Genomic DNA, 20,481 nt, shown 5'->3' with positions numbered 1-20,481 from the left:
GCGTGAAAGGCAGGAAGTTTATTTGTTTAAATTTCAACTGTACAACGGAGGATGGGAATGAAGGATCCATGTTTCCTGAAACCATCCCGTCAACACTCCTGCATGCGTTAAGACGGACAGGTCTTAGGGTGTGGAGCACAGGTAGATTGGGCAGAACGAAGGCTGAAGCCATTAGGTATGCTGACGGATATGCCCCACGGCTGAAAAAACTAGATAGGATGAGAATCGTTCTTTGAGATAGGAACTGACGAACTTCCGAAGGTAAGGGTCTAAAGTTTCGAACGTAAGGAAACTTACGTGTCATCTTACGATGACGTGAGTGGTGTGGAGTAAAACTGCCCCCTATGAAAGACGCTATACCGAACGATGGCGGTATCGAGCTCACAGGCTTACAGGAAGCATCTACGTCTAGTATGGATAGCTACGTTGTATGGTACTTGGAAAGCAAGGAACGTTGAACCAAGGGCTGTCACCCGAAACGGTTGCTATAAAGTTATGCTGAAAAGCATTTATCCTTGTGAGGGTAGGGGAATGACTGATGAGACTTCTGTAATGGAAGTGGAGGAATAGCCCCAAGTCTAGAGTGTGAAACGATTATTTTCCTAACGTGAATGGCACCGATCGGGTAGGAACGTGGGAACATCACTCCAAAGGAGGGATGCCACAGTGTCAACGCTGCGAAACTGGGATTATTATAATATGACAGAGACCTTTACGGATCTTCATGAAAAAGCGAGCCAGGGAAACACATTTTCTCATCTATATGAAACCATCATATCGAGAGAAAACATCCTGCTCGCTTTTCGCATGATCAAAACCAATAAAGGTGCTAAAACACCAGGAACCGATGGAAAAACCATCGATGACATGAAAGAGCTCTTAGAAAATGATCTGGTAAATGAAGTCCGAACGAAACTTCGAAACTACCGCCCGAAGAAAGTTCGAAGAGAATGGATTGAAAAAGAGAACGGAAAATGGAGACCTCTTGGTATTCCATGCATCCTGGATCGAGTGATCCAACAATGCTTCAAACAAGTTCTCGAACCCATTGTAGAATCTCAATTCTTCAAACATAGCTACGGTTTCAGACCCCTACGGTCTGCTCATCATGCTATGGCAAGAATACAATCTTTGATTAATCGCGGTCAACTTCATTACGTCGTTGATGTAGATATTAAGAGTTTCTTTGATAACGTAAATCATCGTCTATTAAAGAAGCAACTCTGGAATATCGGTATTCAAGACCGTAAGGTACTGGCTTGTATTTCTAAAATGGTAAAGTCAGAAATTGATGGAGAAGGAGTGCCTGAGAAGGGTTCACCACAAGGTGGAATCTTATCTCCCCTTCTATCTAATATTGTCTTAAATGATCTAGACCAATGGGTTGCGGACCAGTGGGAAGTATTCCCCTTGATGAAATCTTACAGTTCAGATGATGCCAGAAGACGAGCGAGAAAACAAACGAACTTGAAGCAAGGATACCTGGTCAGATATGCGGATGATTTTAAAATTCTTTGCCGGGATGGAAAGACAGCGCAACGGTGGTACCATGCGGTACGTTTGTACCTCAAAGAACGTTTGAAGCTGGACATATCACCAGAGAAATCTCAAATTGTAAACCTAAGAAAACGAGAATCAGAGTTCTTAGGGTTCACCATTCGTGCGAATAAAAAGGGTAAGAAACGAGTGGCCCATACTGGGGTCATTTCTTCAAAAAGAAAGAAAATGAAGCAGGAAGCGAAAAAACTCATTCGAAGAATGAAAAGTTCTCCTTCTGCTGAGAATATTCATCGTTACAATAGTTTTGTCTTAGGACTTCACCAATACTTTAAGCGAGCGACTCATGTAAGTCTTGTGTTCTCACGTCTTGCATACGATCTGAAACCATTTTTAGTGAACCGTCTTCGACCGGTTGGAACGCTAAAACATCCTTTTCAGCCACCGCCCTTTTATAAGAAAACCTTTAGCTTAGGAACGAAAACGATCTATATGAATGGTACGTATTTGTTCCCCATCGATAATGTAAAAACATCTCATGCGATGAACTTCAGTTCAAAGCTTTCGCTTTATACGAACGGGGGCTTTAGTTGAATAAGCCAAATACAAAAAGGAACTTCCAATTTTATGGAAGTTCCTTTTTGTAGTAATTTCAACACTGAACTTTTACGGAGCCATTTTTTTGAGAACTGTTGTTCTTTTTCTCCTGTGTGTCATCCGCCATCAGTCATTCCGGGAAAGCTTTCCCTCTTTCATCACGTCATTTAATAAAGGTCTCGTGAAGTGTTTGGTGTAGACGCCCGTGGCGAGCATCCACCGATGAGCGGAATATGACCATCTCCATATAAGATAGGAGACCGTTTATAAGAAAGATAAGCACTTTGTTATCCAAGTGCAACGTCGAGGGTCATCATGATAGCAAAACCGAGCATGAGACTGATCGAAGCGAGGTTCACATTGCCTTTTTCGTGGGCACCCGGGATGATTTCTTTGGCGACGACAAAAATCATTGCTCCCGCAGCGAAGCTTAACGCATAGGGGAGAATCGGTTCGATGAAAATCACAGCGGCCGCACCGACGACAGCAGCGATCGGTTCCACCATGCCGGAAAACTGCCCGAACATGAAGCTTTTCTTTTTGCCCATTCCATCACGGTGGAGCGGCATGGAAACCGCCGTACCTTCCGGGAAGTTCTGGATACCGATTCCGAGTGCAAGAGCCACCGCCCCGGCCAGCGTTGATTCCGTTCCGCTTGAGGCGAGGGCACCGAACGCAACGCCGACGGCCAGACCTTCCGGGATGTTATGGAGGGTCATGGAAAAGACGAGCAGAGCAGTCCGGTTCTTGGCCTTATTGTCTGTTATGTCCCCTAAATACTTGTCCGTGTCCATCTGAGGGAGAAGCCGGTCCACCCAGAGAAGCATCACACCTCCGAGAAGAAAGCCGACAAGCGCAGGGACCCAGTTCGGCACCGGCCCGTCTGCGGACATTTCAATCGCAGGTGCCAAAAGAGACCAGTAGCTGGCCGCAATCATGACCCCGCCGGCAAAGGCCATCATACTATCAAGAAATTTCTGGTTCGCTCCTTTCACGAAAAATACAAGAGACGCACCTAAGGCCGTCATGCCCCAGGTGAATAGTGTACCGATCAACGCCTGTATCACAGGGTTCAATTCCTTTAAAGCTTCGATCATCGTTCATCACCTTTCTGAATGTTGCATTCGTGCAAAATTTGTTTATGCGGTCATTTTACATGTACTAAGGAAAAGCGTCAAAAATACAGCCTGCGTTCCTTTAACCTTTCTACACCCTTTAGAAACCTTCCGAATCTTTTGTTATTTTTCCGTGAACGCTTTCAAAGAATGGAAGAATACAGTAAACTAAAATTAAAAGATGGATCTGGGGGAAGTGTCGTGGAGTATAAACCGATTCGTAGAAAGAAAATTTATGAACAGGTGGCGGATTCCTTATTGGAATCTTTAAAGGAAGGGCGTTTGAAGCCGGGGGATAAGCTGGACAGTGTAGAGGCTTTGGCAAAAAGCTTTGATGTCGGCCGTTCAGCGATCAGGGAAGCGCTGAGTGCGTTAAGGGCCATGGGAATTCTTGAAATGCATCAGGGCGAGGGGACATACGTCAAAACCTTCGATCCTGCCCGATTCACCGTACCGACATCTGTCGCGTTTTTAATGAAGCCTGAGGACATGAGAGAACTGTTGGAAGTCCGGCAGATTCTTGAGGTGGGGGCAGCAGGTGTGGCCGCTTTATGCCGTACCGACGAAGACCTCCAGGCTATGGAAGCGGCTCTTTTGGAGATGGAAAGAGCGAAGGGGAATGGTGAGATCGGAGAACAGGCGGACCTTGCGTTTCACCTGGCGCTCGTCAAGGCGGCGCGGAACCAGATGCTGGTTCATCTCATGCAGAGTGTGTCAGAAGTCATGATGCAGGGCATGCGGGAAACGCGGAAGCTGCTGCACACTGAAGAAGGCACACGTCAGCTCTTGGAACAGCATCAACGGATTTTCGCCGCCATCAAGGCAGAAAACCGTGAGGAAGCGCAGGCTTCCATGGTGGAGCATTTGAGCCATGTCAGGGAATCTCTCAGTGGAATCATTTCGTAATGAAATGTTTCTATTCCAGTCATCAGATGACCTTATGATTAAAAGGGAGGATGAATCATGAACGTTTCGTTATTTATCACTTGCTTGTGTGACACATTTACACCGGATGTCGGGAAAGATACCGTCCAGCTGTTGGAGCGGTTCGGATGTGAGGTTGATTTTCCGGCCGGCCAGACCTGCTGTGGACAGCCCGCCTATAACAGCGGCTATACAACCCAGTCCAAACAAGCCGTCAAACAGATGATTACTGCCTTTGAGGCATCGGAATACGTGGTTGGTCCATCAGGCTCCTGTGTGCAGATGATCAAGGAATACCCCAATATCTTGAAAGACGAACCGGAATGGCAGAAGCGCGCGGAACATTTAGTTGGAAGAACCTACGAGCTGACGCAGTTCATCGTCGATGTATTGCAGGTGGAAGACGTTCATTCAACTTTCCAGGGAACAGCGACCTACCACCCTTCCTGTCATATGACGAGACTGCTCGGGGTGAAAGATGCACCACGCCGCCTTTTGGAAAATGTCGAAGGGCTCACGCTGGTTGATCTTCCTCAAGGAGAGGACTGCTGCGGTTTTGGCGGAACGTTCGCGGTAAAAAATGCGGCGATATCCGCGCAGATGGTGGAGGAGAAATCGTGCCACGTTACCGCGACAACAGCGGAATACTTAATCGGCGGCGATATGGGCTGCCTTATGAATATCGGCGGACGATTATCGCGGAACGAGGAAGACGTGAAAGTGCTGCACATTGCTCAAGTTCTGAACAGCCAATAACGAGGAGGGCGGACAGATGAGTATAAAAATTGGAACGAAAACGTATGCCGACCGGATTCAGGAAGGAATCGACAACACGTTTATGCGCAGCGCCGTCAGCTCAGCGCAGGGACGGTTCCGCACAGGGCGCCTGAAAGCGGCGGAAGAGCTCGGGGACTGGGAAGACTGGCGGACACTCGGCGAGGAAATCCGCCGGCATACGATGGAAAACCTGGACTATTATTTGTACCAGTTGAGTGAGCAGGTGGAAAAGCGGGGCGGAACGGTATTTTTTGCTGAGACAGCAGAGGAAGCCAACGCCTATGTGCAGAAAGTGGCTGCTGAAAAACAGGCCCGTAAAGTCGTGAAATCAAAATCGATGGTCACGGAGGAAATCGGCTTGAATGAAGCGCTTGAGAAAAGCGGATGTGAAGTCGTTGAATCGGACCTTGGAGAATGGATTCTTCAGCTCGACGAGGATCCACCTTCCCATATCGTCACCCCTGCGCTTCACAAAAATAAAAGCCAGATCAGAGAGACGTTCGTCTCGAAGAAAGGCTATACGAAAACCGATGATCCGGAAGAACTGGCCGCTTTTGCCCGCGAGCAGCTCCGGCAGGATTTTCTTGAAGCCGATATCGGTGTGACCGGCTGTAATTTTGCGGTAGCCGAATCAGGCTCGGTGACGCTCGTAACCAATGAAGGAAATGCCCGCATGGTCAGTACACTCCCGGACACACAGATTGCTGTCATGGGTATGGAGCGGATTGTTCCGACGTGGGAGGAGCTGGAGGTGCTTGTCAGCCTGCTGACTCGTGCCGCTGTCGGTCAGAAACTGACGAGCTACATTACGTCGCTCACGGGCACCCGTCTGGAAGATGAAGTCGACGGCCCGGAGGATTTTCATCTCGTCATCATCGATAACGGCCGTTCGAAGATATTAGGAACGGAATTCCAGTCCGCGCTCCACTGCATCCGCTGTGCGGCATGTATCAATGTCTGTCCGGTTTACCGTCATGTCGGCGGACATTCGTATAATTCCATTTACCCGGGGCCGATCGGGGCTGTCCTTACACCACTGCTGGATGGGTATGAAGACCATAAGGAGCTTCCTTATGCCTCCAGTTTATGTGCCGCCTGTACGGAAGCCTGTCCCGTGAAAATACCCCTTCATGAACATTTGATCCGGCACAGGGAGATCATCGTGGAAAAGGAACAGAAAACGACCAAAGCCGAGCGTCTCGCTATGGACGGTTTTGCCAAATGGGCGTCGTCACCGGCCGCTTATAAACTCAGTACGAAAATGGCAGGGACGGTATTGAAGCCGTGGACGAAGGACGGGATGATCAAAAAGGGACCGGGGCCGATGAAAGCATGGACGGAAGCCCGGGATTTTCCGGCTCCAGCGAAGAAGAGTTTTCGTACGTGGTTTGACGAACGGGAGAAAAGGAGGGAGAAAGATGGCCGTCTATAATCGGGAACGCTTCCTGGATCAACTCGCCGGACGACTGGGGCGTCCGCGCAAAACAACCGCTGACCGTCCGGCCTACTCTGTCCAGCCGCAGGAGCGGGTGTTTCAAGGAGCAGACCAGGATCAGCTGCTGGGAAAATTAAAGGAACAATGTGAAATCATTCATACGAGCTTGGTAGAAACGACATTTGATGAGCTTGGGGATACCTTGAGGCGTGTATGGGAGGAGGGTCATATTCAAAATATCGTCAGTGCCGGGGGGCCGCGTCTGGAAGCGTACGGTCTTCTGGATGTGTATGAAACCATGAGGCAGGAGGGTTACAACATTCATATCTGGGATGAGCAGGGCGGCCGTGATTATGTTGCCGAGGCAGAAAAGGCCGGGGCTGGTGTCGTCTTCAGTGATGTAACCCTTGCGGAATCAGGCACGGTGACCCTTTTTAACGACCGTTGGAATGGAAGGTCCATCAGTCTGCTTCCGGAAACCTTTGTCGCGATTATCCCAAAAAGTACACTCGTTCCAAGAATGACCCAGGCCGCTCAGATCATTCATGAGCAGGAGAAGAAAGGTGTGCCTGTGTCGTCGTGCGTCAGCTTTATTACAGGCCCGAGCAACAGCGCAGATATCGAGATGAATTTAATTGTCGGGGTGCACGGACCTGTGAAGGCGACCTACATTCTCGTCGATGACAAGGAAGGATGAAAGAAAAAGGCCGTACACAAAACGATGCACGGCCTTTTCCAATCAATCGTGTGTGGTTGCCTTGTAGTAGGCAAACGTACAGACGACGTATAAGACAGGACCAATGGTATAAAACAGCAGTCCTGAAGTTAAGTAATGGTGATGATGGTAATAGTCCCAATTAAAGAAGAAATGAAGCAGTCCGGACACCAGGGCGGCAATGGCAATGATGTAATGGAACCATTCATCCTTTTTCAATTTCTCTTTCATAGCAGCTTCCTCCTGTCAATCACGTTGTCCTGCTGGTTGTCTTGGCAGGGGCTGTTCCCATCTTACCATATCCACTTCGGGCAGGTCATAGAAAACACAACACTTTACATAAGAATAGACAGTAAATCTGGAGGAATGGCATATTTGGATGTGGAGTCTGGCGGCATTTTTTGCTGCCATCAGTTTGAGTATCATCGGAAATATAATAAGCACGGTGGATGACTTTTCGGTCATTCTTTTCCTCTATACGTTCCCGCTCTTTCTAATCGCAGGCACCCTGACAGATGCAGGGCTGCAAAAAATCCGGCCGGTGCGCCCGCCGTTTACTCTCGCTGTTTGGATTTTGACCGGCAGCGCTGCGGGGTTCATGCTGAGTATTCCCTTTGTAAAGCCGGGGGAAATCCTCCATTTAACAGGTTGGGGGGCGGGCAGTGCCCTGCTTTATGCATCCGTGCTGCACGTGATCAGGCTTCTGAGCCTCTTCCTGAACGAAAGTGGTGGATAAATAATGAAAAGTGCCGCGGTACTTGTGGTGCTTTCCTTGTTTGCTGCCGTGTGTCCGGCGTGTTTGAGCTCCGCCGGGCTTTTTATAGAAGGGAACAGCACAGGTGGACCGTTTCTGCTGACAAGCCGGAACGGTTTTCTTTTTGAGGATTCTTATTGAAAATGATTCTCACTTTCACTATAATGAGTTTAACAGATCAAAAAGGGAGCGGATACATATGCATGACGTGACGATTATCGGCGGAGGTCCGGCCGGGCTTTTTTCGGCTTTTTACAGCGGATTACGCAACATGAAAACGAAAATCATTGAAAGCCATCCATTCCTCGGCGGCAAGGTGCACGTCTATCCTGAGAAAATCGTCTGGGATGTCGGCGGTCTTCCGGCTGTCACCGGTCAGCAGCTCATTGACCACCTTGTGAAGCAGGGAACGACGTTTGATCCGGACATCGTGCTGGGGGAAAAGGTCACGTCCATTGAAAAAATCGACGATGCCTTTAAACTGAGCACCTCTAACGGACAGGTGCACTGGTCCAAATCCGTGATTGTTGCTGTCGGAGGCGGCATCATCGAACCGAAGAAACTGGATATTCAGGGAGCAGAGAAATTCGAGGTGAGTAACCTGCATTACACGGTGCCATCGTTCCAACGCTTTGCAGGCAAACGTGTCGTCATCTCCGGCGGAAGCCACTCAGCCATCGACTGGGCAAATGAACTGGCTCCTATTGCTGAAAGTGTCCACCTCGTCTACCGCCGGGAAGAGCTGAAAGGTCATGAAGCGAGTATTGATCTTCTCATAGAGCAGGGCGTTGAATTGAATGAGCAGTCGGCGATCCAGTCGTTGACCGCTGATGATGCAGGTACGGCCATCCGCCGGGTGACACTGGAACACCCGGAGCATGGGGTGAGAAACCTGGATGTCGATGAAGTCATCATCAGCCATGGCTTTAACCGGGACGCGTCCCTTCTTGACCAGAGTCCAATTCCTCTGGAACGGGTGGATGACTTCTTTATTAAAGGCTCTGCCCAAAGTGCATCCTCTGTACCAGGCTTGTTTGCGGCTGGAGATATTCTTCATCACGAAGGAAAGCTCCATCTGATTGCAGGTGCGTTCCAGGATGCCGCCAATGCTGTGAACATGGCGAAGCAGTTTATTGATCCAGAGGCAAGCGCCCGTGCAATGGTCTCCTCCCACAATGAGCGTATGGAGGAGTACAATAAGAAATGGAAGGAAGAACAGCTGGTTTCTTCCTGATTCAAAGGCCTCTGCTTTCAGGAGGGCGCTGAAAAACTCCTTCCTATTAAGAGAAGCGGTTAAAGGTTGTTGTTGCTCACGAAATGCTTGTCGATGGATGCCTGCCGCGGGCACGGCCTCAGCTGACTTGGTCAGGAAAAAGAAAAAAAGCGGATGGCATGGATAAAATATTCCGTGCCATCCGCTTTTTAGAACGTTACCTTTCACAAATCCTCAGTATTTCAGTGGCCTCGCTTTCGGCGGTTTTTTTCTTGATAGGAACAGGAAATCGGTTCTTCGATATGGAAGGAAGAAAAGGGCGTCGTATTTTACATCACGGAAACGAGACAGGAGGAATTATAAATGAAGACAATTCGTTGGGGCATCATCGGATGCGGCAATGTGACAGAAGTAAAAAGTGGTCCGGCTTTTCAACGGATCGAAAACAGCACGCTTACAGCTGTCATGAGGAGAGACGGGAAGAAAGCCGAGGACTACGCCCGGCGTCACGGTGTTCCGAAGTGGTATGACAATGCAGCAGATCTGATTCAGGATCAAGAAGTGGATGCTGTTTACATAGCCACCCCGCCTTCCTCCCATAAGGAATATACGCATATGGCAGCAGAAGCAGGTAAACCCGTATACGTGGAAAAACCGATGGCAGACCGTACCGACGCCTGTGCCGACATGGTGGAGATTTGTGAAAAGCATGGCGTGCCTCTGTTTGTCGCTTATTACCGTCGGTCGCTGCCGAGGTTTTTAAAAGTAAAAGAGCTGCTGGAGGAGGGAGCCGTCGGAGATGTCCGATTTGTATCCATCCAACAGACACAGCGTCTGGTTGAAAGAGACGAGCAGGGCAACTGGCCGTGGCGGGTAATGCCGGAAACGAGCGGCGCCGGCTTGATTTATGATGTGGGGGCCCATACCCTCGATCTTTTCGACTATCTCCTCGGCCCACTGACGGACGTGAAAGGCACCGCTTGTAACCTCGCTGACGTTTACCCGGCAGAGGATACCGTCAGCGGGACGTGGCGGTTTGAAACTGGAGCCGTTGGGACAGGGGTGTGGAATTTCTCCTCCTACACCCATGAAGATAACAACCGGATCGTCGGGTCAAAAGGGGAAATCCAATTTTCCACATTTGATGACCAACCGGTAAAGCTCCTTACTGATCATGGAGAAGAGGAGTTCTCTATTGAACACCCGAGGCATATCCAACAACCACACATCCAGTCGATCGTTCAGGAGCTGACGGGTCATGGGACATGTCCAAGTACAGGGAAAACGGCCCTGCGCACCAACCGTGTGATGGATGAATTATTAAAGGATTACTATTAACCTACAGGGGTTTCCCTCATGATCCCGGGGATGAGTCTTCACGTTATGGGCAGGATTCGTGAAGACTTCGTCCCGGGATATTTTTATGAGCCGGATACGATGATCTTGTCTGTAACCCCGCTTTCTGCATTCCAGTAAATGGTGAGAATGTAATGGAGAAACAAGACTACAAGATATTATCTGTCATTTATCAATCTCCCCCGTTTTTATCGTTTTTTTATCCTTCACAAACCATCAAAAAAAAGGTATGGTATAAACCATGATTGATTCTATATCACATTAACTCGTTAAAATTTTACATCTGGAGAAAGGGAGAGGGAGATGAAAAGAATACCATTATTATTAAGGATTGTTCTAGCGATTGCGCTGGGTATCGTTATCGGGCAGTTTGCACCGGAAATCGTGATTGAACTCGCCGCCACATTCACCGGTTTATTCGGTAATTTCCTGAGCTTTGTGATCCCATTAATCATCCTCGGCTTTATTGCACCGGGCATTGCGTCCATGGGAAAAGGGGCAGGGAAGATGCTGGGGCTGACGACTGGACTGGCTTATGCCTCTACCGTACTGGCAGGTACAGCGGCTTTCTTATTTGCTAATAACCTGTACCCATCCATGCTGCAAGGGCAGAGCGGAGGATCTTTTGCTAATCCGGAGGAATCCCTGGTGGAAGCCTCTTTTTCTGTTGAAATGACTCCCATTATGGGTGTAATGGCTGCACTTATATTATCCTTTCTTTTAGGAGTCGGCATGACAGCTGTCAAAGGGGATTCTTTATTAAATGTAATGAATGAATTCCGTTCGATTATCCAAAAGGTCATAGAAAATATCATTATCCCTCTATTACCGTTTCATATATTCGGAATCTTTGCGAATATGACCTATGCAGGACAAGTCGGTACAATTCTGAGTGTATTCGCCAAAGTATTCTTGATGATCATAGCGCTGCACTTGCTTTATCTTGTCGTAGTGTATGGTATGGCAGGCAGTATGCACAGAAGGAATCCATTCAGCTTATTGAAGATCATGACCCCTGCCTACTTTACAGCACTGGGAACGCAGTCTTCTGCGGCTACGATTCCAGTAACATTGAAGCACGTGAAGAAAATCGGGGTGCGGGAACGTATTGCAGACTTTGCTGTACCGTTACTAGCGAATGTCCATTTAGCAGGAAGTACGATTACGATTACCAGCTGTGCTATGGCGGTTATGTATATGCAGGGACAAGCAACCACATTCGCCGATGTATTTCCCTTCATCCTAATGGTGGGGATTACGATGATTGCAGCCCCGGGTGTACCCGGCGGAGCTGTTATGGCAGCGATCGGCCTTCTCGAATCTATGTTAGGATTCAATTCCACGATGGTTTCCTTAATCATTGCTCTCTACTTGGCTCAAGACAGCTTTGGGACAGCAGCGAACGTTACTGGTGATGGAGCCATTACTGCGATTGCTGATAAGCTTATGAAAAAAGGGAAATCAAAGGATGTTCCCGTATCTGATCAGAACGTCGGATAAGGACGTCCGCTTATAGAAGAAGTCCGCTGCGCAGGCAGCGGGCTTTTTTTGTGTATGACGGGACGTGCCTTCTCTTCTTCTTCCACTATGAGGGAGGAGGAGGTTTTTTGACTTTGTTCACTCTTACGATCGACGCCACTCACAAACGATGTCTCTATTCTATGCTTTTAGGTGAAGGCGGGCGTCTGTCACCATGGGAGGTTACACGAATACGTGGGGAGGGAGCTTTCCTCCTGTATAGAATTTTTACTTTCTCTCATGTACATCACTCCGGTTACATGGACCATGGAAAGGTTGATGGCGGGGGGAGGAGGTGAAATAATGGGGAATGTACTGAGTGGATTGTCATTAAATGGGTTGATTTCCAGGTGGTTTACTTTTCACAACAAAAATGAACAAGAGGGGAGAGACCATTATGTGGATCATATTAGGGTTTATAGCTATAGCCGCAACTTTTACAAACCTCTATATGTATAAAGCGGGAAAGGATTACAAGCTTGCTATGGCGACAGGGTTATCATTTACAGCATTAACCCTTTGTGCAGAATACAGCCTTGTCTCCCGTTGGGTAGAGGTGGAAGACTGGGCTGCTTTAATGGATGTCGTTCCTGGTATGGAAGGAGCATTATGGGTTTTGACATTCATGTCTATCCTGCTAAATACAGCACCTATACTATTAGAACTGAAAGATAAGAAATAATCAGCTGCTGTCTTTTCACTATCATATACGAGCATTGTATAGTTGAAGAGTTGTTCATAACTACCTTCTTTGATCTTATTTTGCGTTCGTGAAGCCGCCGTCGATGCGGATCACTTCGCCGTTGATATACTGGGCTTTCGATGTCAGCAGGAAGTTGACGAGCTCGGCCACTTCTTCCGGAGTTCCGAGTCGCTGCTGTGGAATCCCTGATTCTGCACTTTTCTTCATTTCCGGGTTCGCTTCAAAGTAGGAGGCGACCATTTGGGTTTCGGTCGGACCGGGAGCTACCGCATTGATACGGAGACCGTCCTTCGCATACTCAGCCGCCATACTCTTCGTAATGCCTACAAGGGCGTGTTTCGTAGCGGAATACGTCACAACTGTCGTCTGTCCGATGACCCCTGCACTGGATGCGGTGTTTACGATGGCGCCGCCGCCATTTTTCATCATTACTTCCGCAACATAGCGGATGCCGTACATGCTGCCCATTAAGTTAATGTTGATGATCTTTTCAATCTCTTCGATATCTGTATCTAAGTAATACTTGCCGCTTCCGGAGATCCCGGCGTTGTTGAAAAAGTAATCAATCGTACCGAACTTCTCGACGGTTTCATCGACATACTTCTTCACTTCTGCCGCTTTGGAAACGTCTGCCTGTACAAAAATCGCGTCGGGACCGATTTCTTTGACCAGTTTGACGGTTTCCTCTCCAGCTTCCTCGTTGACATCAACGACGGAAATGTTGACACCTTCTTCTGCCAGTCTCAGTGCAGCGGAACGGCCGAGACCCATGCTGCCTCCTGTAACAATTGCCACTTTACTCATCATGATAACCTCCTATGTCAATAGTAGAAATGATGTGTTTCCGGTGTTTCATTTCTTATTATAGAAGCCCTTAGTGAGAAAAGAGAAGGAAACTGCTCATCTGATGTGTGGTTAAATTTACCTATGTAAAAATATGGGGGGATACCCCTTCATATGTCCGGCTGATCTTGTGCAAATCTCCTTATTTGGAAAACTATGTTATTATTTTTATGAGGAGAATGAAATGGAGGTTGTTCATGAAGGATGGACGATCCTCAGGGAAGGGGGCATGTTATGATTCTGCATTCAATTATAGAAGGAAAGGGAGATCCTGTTGTTTTTCTTCATGCGGGGCTTGAGACCGGAGAACAGGATTTTGTGGAACAGCGGGAAGCACTGAAATCCAACATGTGTGTCATCGCTCTGGATTTAAGAGGCCATGGAAAATCCATGAGTGATGATCTTCGTAATTATTTTGAAGCATGCGCCGGGGATATAAAAGATACCCTGGACCATTTACATTTAAAACAGGTACACCTCGCAGGGGCTTCGATGGGGGCGCTCGCTGCCGTCGTCTTTGTAAAAAAGTTTCCTGAGTATGCAGCTACGTTGACGGTGTCCGGGATCATGGCGGACAAGCCGGAGGATTGGTCTGACATTCATAAGGAAGAAGCGGCTTTTCAAAGGCAGCTGCGCCATGATGAAGACGTAACACAGTATTTTACAGAACGGCACGGACCGGACTGGGGGAAGCTGTTGGACCTGGCCCAGGATGAGAGTTGGTATCCTTTTTCCTATACAAAGGACTTGGACGGGGTGAGTGCTCCGGTTCTTTGTATAGCAGGGGAAGAAAATGAGCTGGAGACAGCCGCTGTTATGAAATACAAAAGCATTCATAAGCCGGTTCATGGAGCGGTCCTCCCGTTTGCCTCCCATTTAGTCCATCAGCAGAAGCCGGAGGAGTACAACACGTTTTTAAAACAGTTTTTAGAGAGTTATCCGATAGGGAGTTTCCAAAAAGTACAGTGACAGACGTGTCATTCACTTGAGAGGACGTTTTTTTATGGGTCTACTGCTTATTGCAGTCATTGTCATCACGATTCTATCCATTGAATTACAGCTGCGGAAATTGAACAAAACCAATGAACAGATTTTGAAACACATTCAGGAAGGGAACACAAACCTAAAGGATGAATCATAGGGATTTCCTTCTCTTCCCTTCTTATATAAGGAAGAGGAAATCTTATGCGGGTACAGCTTCATCCCTGCGTCCGTTTATGAAACATCTGCCTCTGTCCATTCGTAGAGATGAGCAGGGTGAACAAAGGGGGCGTACGATGAGAACAAACGATTGTATTCATTGTGGTGGACAGAAGGAAGTCTGTTATGTGGATCAAGGGCTTGGGGGCCTGATGGTGAAAAACGAAAAAGGAAAGAAGTTGTTTTCAAACAAAAAGCATGCACGCATCAACCCCGTGGTCTGCACAGACTGCGGCTTTGTGGAATGGTATGCCGATGAACCAGAGAACTTAAAGTAACTCGCAGCCGGGCTTCGGGTGAAACTTATTCACAAAAAGGATGATGAATAATGAGAAGGCTGCAGGCAGCAGCACTTGTAGGATTAATCATCTGTCTTGTTCTTTATCTGACCGGATATGAGAACACCTTTATTTATGAAATGGCTTTCTTTATGACTATTGGACTGGCTGTATGGTGGACTGTGGTCAAATGGAAGTGGGGCCGCAGAGAAGTCGAAAAAAACCGGACTTGATGGAAAATCAAGTCCGGTTTTTTCATGCTGCCTGATTGGAATTCTTTTCTTTTTTATCAACGACGGCGGATCCGACGATATCACCAAGCACGTTGGAGGCTGTCCCGGCCATGCCGATCAGTACGTCAACGCCGGCGATGAGGGCGACAATTTCAAGGGGCAGGTTGAACATTGTCAACACCGCCGACAAGGTGACGAGTCCTGCTGCCGGAATGCCCGCTGTTCCTATGGAAAGCAGCGTGCCGACAGCGACAATCGTAATAAAATCAACCGCTGAGAGATCCAGCCCTGTGATGTTTGCGGCAAAGACGATCGAAACACCCATACGGAGAGCTCCGCCATCGGAATTGAACACCGCTCCGATAGGAAGGGAAAAGTGGGCCGTTCGCTCGGATATCCCGGCTTTTTTAGCCGCTTCAACCGCTACCGGCAGGGATGCAATACTGCTGGAGGTGAAAAAGGCGGTCACGTAAGCATCTTTTGTCCGGCTGAAAAATTGTTTGATGTTCACTTTGGCGTACATGAGAAAACCGGTATAGACGAAAATCCAGAGGAGTGCGACGCCTAAGTAGAAAACACCGGTGAATGCAAACAGCGATTGGAAGGTTTCCCATCCCTGTGTTGCAAATGTGGAAGCCCCAATAGCGAAGATTCCAATAGGTGCGTAAAGGAGAATCCCTTTCAACAGCAGGAAGAACATTTCATTTGCAGCACGGAAGAACCGGTACAGTAGAGCGCCGTATTCCTTGTGCTCCTCCGTTCCGCGGAAACGCATGATCGACAGCGTCAAACCAATGATGACTGCGAGAAAAAGGATGCCCATCAGTTCGCCGGAGGAAAACGCCTGAAACAAGTTGTTCGGAACAATATTCAACAGGACATCAGAGAATCCCGGAGTCTCCGGCTTTTCCACGTCAGCGTCGGGAAGCGAGAGTCCTGTCCCCGGGTTGATCCACAGCGCAAGCCCGACCCCGATCAACACGGCGGCCGCTGTCGTTATCCCGTAGTACCCGAGCAGCTTACCACCAAGCCGCCCGAGGTGTTTCGGACTGATTTCATTAATGGCCAGTACGACCGTCAGAAAAATGACGGGAACGGCAATCAGGTTGAGGAGGTTGATGAGAATGGTCCCCAGCGGTTTGACCACTTCCATCTCCGGTCCGACAATAATACCTGCGGCAATACCAAGGATGAATCCAATGGTCATTTTTAATAGAAAAGAAGAATGTTTGTATAACTGCCAGATTTTTTTCATAGGTTACCCCTTTCTTTCCTGTGCAAAAGTACATTATAACAGCAACAGATCCATTCAGGTACTCATTCATCCTTAAAAGATTGAAACCCATGCTTTTTCCAACACGTACAGGGAATGGAAAGGGGTGCTTGTATGATTGCGGATATGTATAAAAGAAGGGAGCGGACAGCCAGCGTCCTTTTAGGCCTCGTGCTTCTAGTAACGGCCGTATCGATTGTTTTCATGGCGCCGGAAGGAACAGAGGAGTGGATGGAAACGGCAGCTTTTCTTTTTCCGATCCTCCTGCTGATGGTCATTGCGCTTTCCAGTCGAAGGAAGTACAACAAAGTGAAAGATATGGAGATATCCGATTCGCGCCGCTCTTTAACTGAACTGGATCATCTCGTCATTCAGCCGGATGCAGGCCTGTATCCGAGGCTCCTTGTTTTTGAGAAAAACGGGGCTTATATCGGCATGTTGAAAGTGGATCATCTGACGTGGTGGAGCCGTCCGCTAGTCGCCTTCCGATCTTCTTTTCTTTCCTTTGTCCCCTGCACGTTTCGTTTTTACTCCAATGAAGGCAGGCCGTTATTTTCCCTGCACAGGCAGGGGTTTAAGGAAACGGTGGTAACGATTAATAACGACAGGGAAGAAAAGGTGGGCTCGTACATACAAAAGGAATTCAAAAGCCTTATTCATATGAAGGGCATGATGAAGAAATCACATGGGCAGGAGATTTTAAGCGTTCACGCTTCCGGGTTTTCAGGGGATTTCACACTAAAGGATGAAACGGGACACACATGGGCTCATTTTTATAACGGACGCTTTCCTGTAGAATATACCCGTGTTTTTCGTGATATCGACAATGATATCGTGGAGTTGTCCGACTCGCTCCCCGCAGAAAACAAGACACTGTTGGTTGGAACGGTGTGCTTTTTATTCATCGAGCGCAGTCTGCGCAAATAAAAACGCTTTCGTACTGTAATTTAAGAAAATAGGAGGGAGGTCCTCTGTTGGTTCCTCCTGCAAAGGACCCGCTGATCTTTATGAATCGGCGGTTTTTTTCGCACGAAAGTCCTGGAAAAAGAGCAGGAACGCAGCAGGGATCAAGTTTTTGTTTCTTTTCAATTTTGCAAATATTCAATAGAACTTATATACTATACACCATCCATTTCAGGAAATCTTTACATTTCATAGGATGAAAGAAAAGCTATGAATACATATTCAGGAGGATTGTATCGTATATGAGTGTACCAGCAGAGAAGACAGAGATGCAGCATGAGAAAAAGCGCCGGTGGGAAATGCCGGATACGTACGTCATTTTATTTGCCGTTCTCCTTGCAGCAGCCATTGCAACCTATTTCGTCCCCGCCGGAACGTTTGAGCGGGAAACGGTGGATGGGGTGGAACGCGTCGTTCCAGGCACTTTTGGTGCCGCTGACGGGTCACCGGCCGGATTTATGGACATTTTTATGGCGCTTCAGGAAGGGATGATCCAGTCCGCCGGAATGATCTTTTTAGTCTTGTTTGCCGGTGGAGCCTTTGAAGTCGTCGAACGCTCAGGCGCGGTTAAGGGAGGTATTCTGAGAGCGGTCCACCTGACCCGTGGAAAAGAGTTCTGGCTTATTGCTGTTGTCTCCACATTGTTTGCTATCGGCGGAGCCGTCGGTGTTATAGCGAACGCGGTCATTCCGTTTGTTGCGATCGGAGTCATCATTGCCCGGGCATTGAAGCTGGATGCGATTGTCGCGGTATCGATTACGTTCGGTGCGACGTTTGCCGGGTTTAACGTAGGCTTCCTGAACCCTTACACCGTCGGTATTGCCCAGTCGATTGCCGACATTCCGTTGTTTTCCGGCATGGCGTTAAGAATGACGGCTTTCGTCGTCATCGTCGGTGCAACGATTGCTTATACGTGGAGATATGCGAAGAAGCTGCTGCATGATCCCTCCAAAAGCTTAATGGGTGTCCTGGATGAAGGGGAGGAAAAAGGGGGGCTGCAGGCCCCTTTCACCACCCGGCATAAATGGCTGCTTGGTTTTGTCGGCGCCTGTCTTGCCTTTTTCATTTACGCTACCATCCAGTTTTCCTGGACGATCAACCATATGTCCGCCTTCTTTATTGTGATCGGCCTTGGAGCAGGCATCATTGCTGGTATGGATTACAATAAACTGGCGCTGACGTTTCTCGATGGATGTCAGAAGCTCGTATACGGAGCCTTGATCATCGGGGTCGCCCGGGCCGTTCTCATTGTCATGGAGAACGCAAAGATTCTCGATACAGCTGTCCACGCCCTGTCGGTTCCCCTGCAGGAACTCACCCCCGTCACGGCTGCTCTCGGCATGTTTGCGGCGAACGGTGTTCTCAATTTCCTCGTCCCGTCAGGAAGCGGGCAGGCGATGATTGCCATGCCGATTCTGTCCCCGCTCGCAGATATGGTTGGAATTACCCGCCAGGTTGCCGTGCAGGCCTATCAATTCGGGGACGGGTTTACGAACAGCATCTTCCCGACGTCTGGTCCGTTAATGGCAAGTCTGGCTGTTGCGGGAGTTCCTTGGATCAAGTGGGCGAAGTGGATGCTTCCCTTGATGCTGATCTGGGTGGTCATTGCTGTCGTGATGCTCTCCATCGGTGTTGTCATCAACTGGGGTCCTGTGTGATGACGGGCGTTTAGAAGAGGAATTCTCCTTCTCCATGTCGAATAAATAGAGGAGCAGGACAGGATTGTCCTGCCACTTATAGAAACTCAAGTATGATGGAGGAGGAATGCATCATGTCCGGCGCATTTTCTATGGAACAGACGGTTGATGTATTAAGAAATAAGGGGCTGTCCAATCGGGATATTCTCTCAAACGTCGATAACAGTCACTTTCCATTTGAACAGGAAGACATTGTAATGGCCTTCATTGACCTGCAGATTGAGTGTTCTTCGGATGAAGATTATGACAAGCTCGTGAATTACTTATATGGATTTGAAACCCATGCGTCTTAACTCAGACCTCCGGCATCAGCTGCCGGGGGTTTTATACTGTTTTTCGATTCCCGCATTGAGGGTGTGGTATTTTTTTGAAATAATGGATAGGTCCGATTCAGGAGGTGGGATCGTAAAGAATTATCTCCGATTTTTCATATGGATGATTGTTGGTCTGACGTTCTTTCAGGTTGTCTTTTCATGGTTTGATGGCGGGTAGAAGGAGATTGCAGGGACAGCTGTTGCTGCTGCCTTCTCCAGGTGGGTCATCGATGATTTTATGAAGGATCGAAAGAATACATCAGAGAATTATTAAAACAGAAGGAAAGAAGGGAACGTTTTCGTGTTTACCGTCCACAGCAGACTGGAAGTTAAGCCGCAATCTCTTTACAAAAGTCAGAAGCAGCAGTTTACCATTCGATCAGGAGAGACATTGATCGGTATGGTTGAGGAAACCGTTGAATCAGCGTCCAGCTGGAAGGATCAGCTGCTTCAGTTGGTCAGCTTGCATTTTCTATCCAGTAAGAACTTCTGTGTCACCAACGCTAAAGCAGAGCCACTGGCTGCCTTTCGTAAAAAAAGGGGACTCAACCAAAAGGTCGACCTTTTTGATCAGCACGGGAATTGGATGGCCGTCCTTGAGCAGAAATTGAAATTCAGTTCTCAGCGGTTGAGCGTCCGGGATACAGCGGGCAGGCTGCTCCTTACGGCGGAGGGAAGGAATGGATCACTGGTCTTTGTGGTATATGCAGAAGGGGACCCTGCCTTTAAGCTTTCGACCATCAAAAAGCGCTCCATCCCTTATCCGACAACAAAGGAAGCTTTAACGTCGATGGATCATTATGAGATTGCCAACGACAGTGCTCTGTCAGAATTTCAGCAGTTGTTGATCCTGATGATCCCGGTCATCGTGTTTGATCAGTTACATAATGCTTAAAAGGTACGTGGAGTCCGAATCTATAAATCTGTCAGGGTGGTGTATATATGTACGGGTTTGAGCATGTGCCTCAATGGTATTATTGGAGTGCCATCGTTGTCTTCATTCTTTTCTTTCTTATAGTGAAATGGTGGCTGGATAGAGATTAGAAGGATTGGAACAGTTTGTCATCAGCGGAACG

At 48.1% G+C, this 20,481-nt stretch carries 23 protein-coding genes; 19 read left to right on the top strand and 4 right to left on the bottom strand.

Features of this window, described 5'->3' with window-relative positions:
- The coding region (locus tag GLV97_RS20060; RefSeq protein ID WP_237418652.1) for a hypothetical protein at positions 1-236 on the top strand (236 nt) is incomplete at its 5' end.
- A gap of 430 nt (positions 237-666) precedes the next feature.
- Complete coding sequence (ltrA, locus tag GLV97_RS17860; RefSeq protein WP_337192764.1) at positions 667-2,091, top strand: group II intron reverse transcriptase/maturase; 1,425 nt, start codon at positions 667-669, stop codon at positions 2,089-2,091.
- 290 nt (positions 2,092-2,381) lie between these two features.
- On the opposite strand, the gene GLV97_RS17855 is transcribed toward ltrA, so the two are convergent.
- Positions 2,382-3,191, bottom strand: a complete 810-nt coding sequence (locus GLV97_RS17855) for a ZIP family metal transporter (protein WP_160835298.1) — start codon at positions 3,189-3,191, stop codon at positions 2,382-2,384.
- A 219-nt stretch (positions 3,192-3,410) separates the two neighbouring features.
- Between GLV97_RS17855 and GLV97_RS17850 the strand changes: the two genes are divergently transcribed.
- The 4 genes from GLV97_RS17850 to GLV97_RS17835 are packed head-to-tail and all read left to right on the top strand — an operon-like array spanning position 3,411 to position 7,042.
- Entirely contained in the window at positions 3,411-4,115 is a 705-nt protein-coding gene (locus GLV97_RS17850; protein WP_160842061.1) for an FCD domain-containing protein, read from the top strand.
- Positions 4,116-4,172: 57 nt separating this feature from the next.
- Complete coding sequence (locus tag GLV97_RS17845; protein ID WP_160842060.1) at positions 4,173-4,889, top strand: (Fe-S)-binding protein; 717 nt, start codon at positions 4,173-4,175, stop codon at positions 4,887-4,889.
- A gap of 16 nt (positions 4,890-4,905) precedes the next feature.
- Complete coding sequence (locus tag GLV97_RS17840) at positions 4,906-6,342, top strand: LutB/LldF family L-lactate oxidation iron-sulfur protein (protein WP_160890261.1); 1,437 nt, start codon at positions 4,906-4,908, stop codon at positions 6,340-6,342.
- The gene (locus GLV97_RS17835; RefSeq protein ID WP_160890260.1) at positions 6,329-7,042 is read left to right on the top strand and encodes a LutC/YkgG family protein; all 714 of its coding nucleotides are present in this window, start codon (positions 6,329-6,331) and stop codon (positions 7,040-7,042) included. Before GLV97_RS17840 ends, GLV97_RS17835 begins: the two co-directional genes overlap by 14 nt.
- 42 nt (positions 7,043-7,084) lie before the next feature.
- Here GLV97_RS17835 and GLV97_RS17830 read toward each other — a convergent pair whose 3' ends face one another.
- Complete coding sequence (locus GLV97_RS17830; protein WP_160835303.1) at positions 7,085-7,291, bottom strand: hypothetical protein; 207 nt, start codon at positions 7,289-7,291, stop codon at positions 7,085-7,087.
- Positions 7,292-7,439: 148 nt separating this feature from the next.
- On the opposite strand from GLV97_RS17830, the gene GLV97_RS17825 reads away from it, so the two are divergent.
- From GLV97_RS17825 to GLV97_RS17805, 5 genes are all read left to right on the top strand, one after another.
- Positions 7,440-7,796, top strand: coding sequence for a hypothetical protein (locus GLV97_RS17825; protein ID WP_160842057.1), 357 nt, complete (start codon positions 7,440-7,442; stop codon positions 7,794-7,796).
- A 217-nt stretch (positions 7,797-8,013) separates the two neighbouring features.
- On the top strand, positions 8,014-9,048 hold the full coding sequence (locus GLV97_RS17820; protein ID WP_160842056.1) for an NAD(P)/FAD-dependent oxidoreductase: 1,035 nt from the start codon (positions 8,014-8,016) through the stop codon (positions 9,046-9,048).
- 342 nt (positions 9,049-9,390) lie between these two features.
- On the top strand, positions 9,391-10,365 hold the full coding sequence (locus GLV97_RS17815; protein WP_160890259.1) for a Gfo/Idh/MocA family protein: 975 nt from the start codon (positions 9,391-9,393) through the stop codon (positions 10,363-10,365).
- Positions 10,366-10,686: 321 nt separating this feature from the next.
- Complete coding sequence (locus tag GLV97_RS17810) at positions 10,687-11,883, top strand: dicarboxylate/amino acid:cation symporter (protein ID WP_160835308.1); 1,197 nt, start codon at positions 10,687-10,689, stop codon at positions 11,881-11,883.
- A gap of 415 nt (positions 11,884-12,298) precedes the next feature.
- Positions 12,299-12,583 carry a hypothetical protein gene (locus tag GLV97_RS17805; protein WP_160835309.1) on the top strand — a complete coding sequence of 95 codons (285 nt, stop codon included), beginning with the start codon at positions 12,299-12,301 and terminating at the stop codon, positions 12,581-12,583.
- A 75-nt stretch (positions 12,584-12,658) separates the two neighbouring features.
- Here GLV97_RS17805 and GLV97_RS17800 read toward each other — a convergent pair whose 3' ends face one another.
- Complete coding sequence (locus GLV97_RS17800) at positions 12,659-13,408, bottom strand: SDR family NAD(P)-dependent oxidoreductase (protein WP_160890258.1); 750 nt, start codon at positions 13,406-13,408, stop codon at positions 12,659-12,661.
- A 273-nt stretch (positions 13,409-13,681) separates the two neighbouring features.
- On the opposite strand from GLV97_RS17800, the gene GLV97_RS17795 reads away from it, so the two are divergent.
- The 4 genes from GLV97_RS17795 to GLV97_RS17780 all read left to right on the top strand — a co-directional run bounded on the left by GLV97_RS17795 (position 13,682) and on the right by GLV97_RS17780 (position 15,158).
- Positions 13,682-14,416: an alpha/beta fold hydrolase gene (locus GLV97_RS17795; RefSeq protein ID WP_160890257.1), complete on the top strand. Its 735-nt coding sequence runs from the start codon at positions 13,682-13,684 to the stop codon at positions 14,414-14,416.
- 34 nt (positions 14,417-14,450) lie between these two features.
- A complete protein-coding gene (locus tag GLV97_RS17790; protein ID WP_160890256.1) occupies positions 14,451-14,588 on the top strand; it encodes a hypothetical protein in 138 nt (45 codons plus the stop codon).
- 136 nt (positions 14,589-14,724) lie between these two features.
- Positions 14,725-14,925, top strand: coding sequence for a hypothetical protein (locus tag GLV97_RS17785; RefSeq protein WP_160890255.1), 201 nt, complete (start codon positions 14,725-14,727; stop codon positions 14,923-14,925).
- A gap of 50 nt (positions 14,926-14,975) precedes the next feature.
- Positions 14,976-15,158, top strand: coding sequence for a hypothetical protein (locus tag GLV97_RS17780; RefSeq protein ID WP_160835314.1), 183 nt, complete (start codon positions 14,976-14,978; stop codon positions 15,156-15,158).
- Positions 15,159-15,180: 22 nt separating this feature from the next.
- Here the strand turns inward: GLV97_RS17780 and GLV97_RS17775 are convergent, their stop codons facing one another.
- Positions 15,181-16,413 carry a dicarboxylate/amino acid:cation symporter gene (locus GLV97_RS17775; RefSeq protein ID WP_160890254.1) on the bottom strand — a complete coding sequence of 411 codons (1,233 nt, stop codon included), beginning with the start codon at positions 16,411-16,413 and terminating at the stop codon, positions 15,181-15,183.
- 132 nt (positions 16,414-16,545) lie between these two features.
- On the opposite strand from GLV97_RS17775, the gene GLV97_RS17770 reads away from it, so the two are divergent.
- From GLV97_RS17770 to GLV97_RS17755, 4 genes are all read left to right on the top strand, one after another.
- Complete coding sequence (locus tag GLV97_RS17770; RefSeq protein WP_160890253.1) at positions 16,546-17,358, top strand: hypothetical protein; 813 nt, start codon at positions 16,546-16,548, stop codon at positions 17,356-17,358.
- 278 nt (positions 17,359-17,636) lie between these two features.
- The gene (locus GLV97_RS17765) at positions 17,637-19,052 is read left to right on the top strand and encodes a YfcC family protein (protein ID WP_237418651.1); all 1,416 of its coding nucleotides are present in this window, start codon (positions 17,637-17,639) and stop codon (positions 19,050-19,052) included.
- 113 nt (positions 19,053-19,165) lie between these two features.
- A complete protein-coding gene (locus GLV97_RS17760; RefSeq protein WP_160835317.1) occupies positions 19,166-19,384 on the top strand; it encodes a hypothetical protein in 219 nt (72 codons plus the stop codon).
- A gap of 322 nt (positions 19,385-19,706) precedes the next feature.
- Positions 19,707-20,300: a hypothetical protein gene (locus tag GLV97_RS17755; RefSeq protein WP_160835318.1), complete on the top strand. Its 594-nt coding sequence runs from the start codon at positions 19,707-19,709 to the stop codon at positions 20,298-20,300.
- Positions 20,301-20,481: the final 181 nt, after the last annotated feature.

The sequence above is a fragment of the Halobacillus litoralis genome (genome assembly GCF_009856355.1).
In the GTDB taxonomy this organism is placed as follows: domain Bacteria; phylum Bacillota; class Bacilli; order Bacillales; family Halobacillaceae; genus Halobacillus; species Halobacillus litoralis_B.
This window is presented reverse-complemented; position numbering and strand designations above follow the sequence as displayed.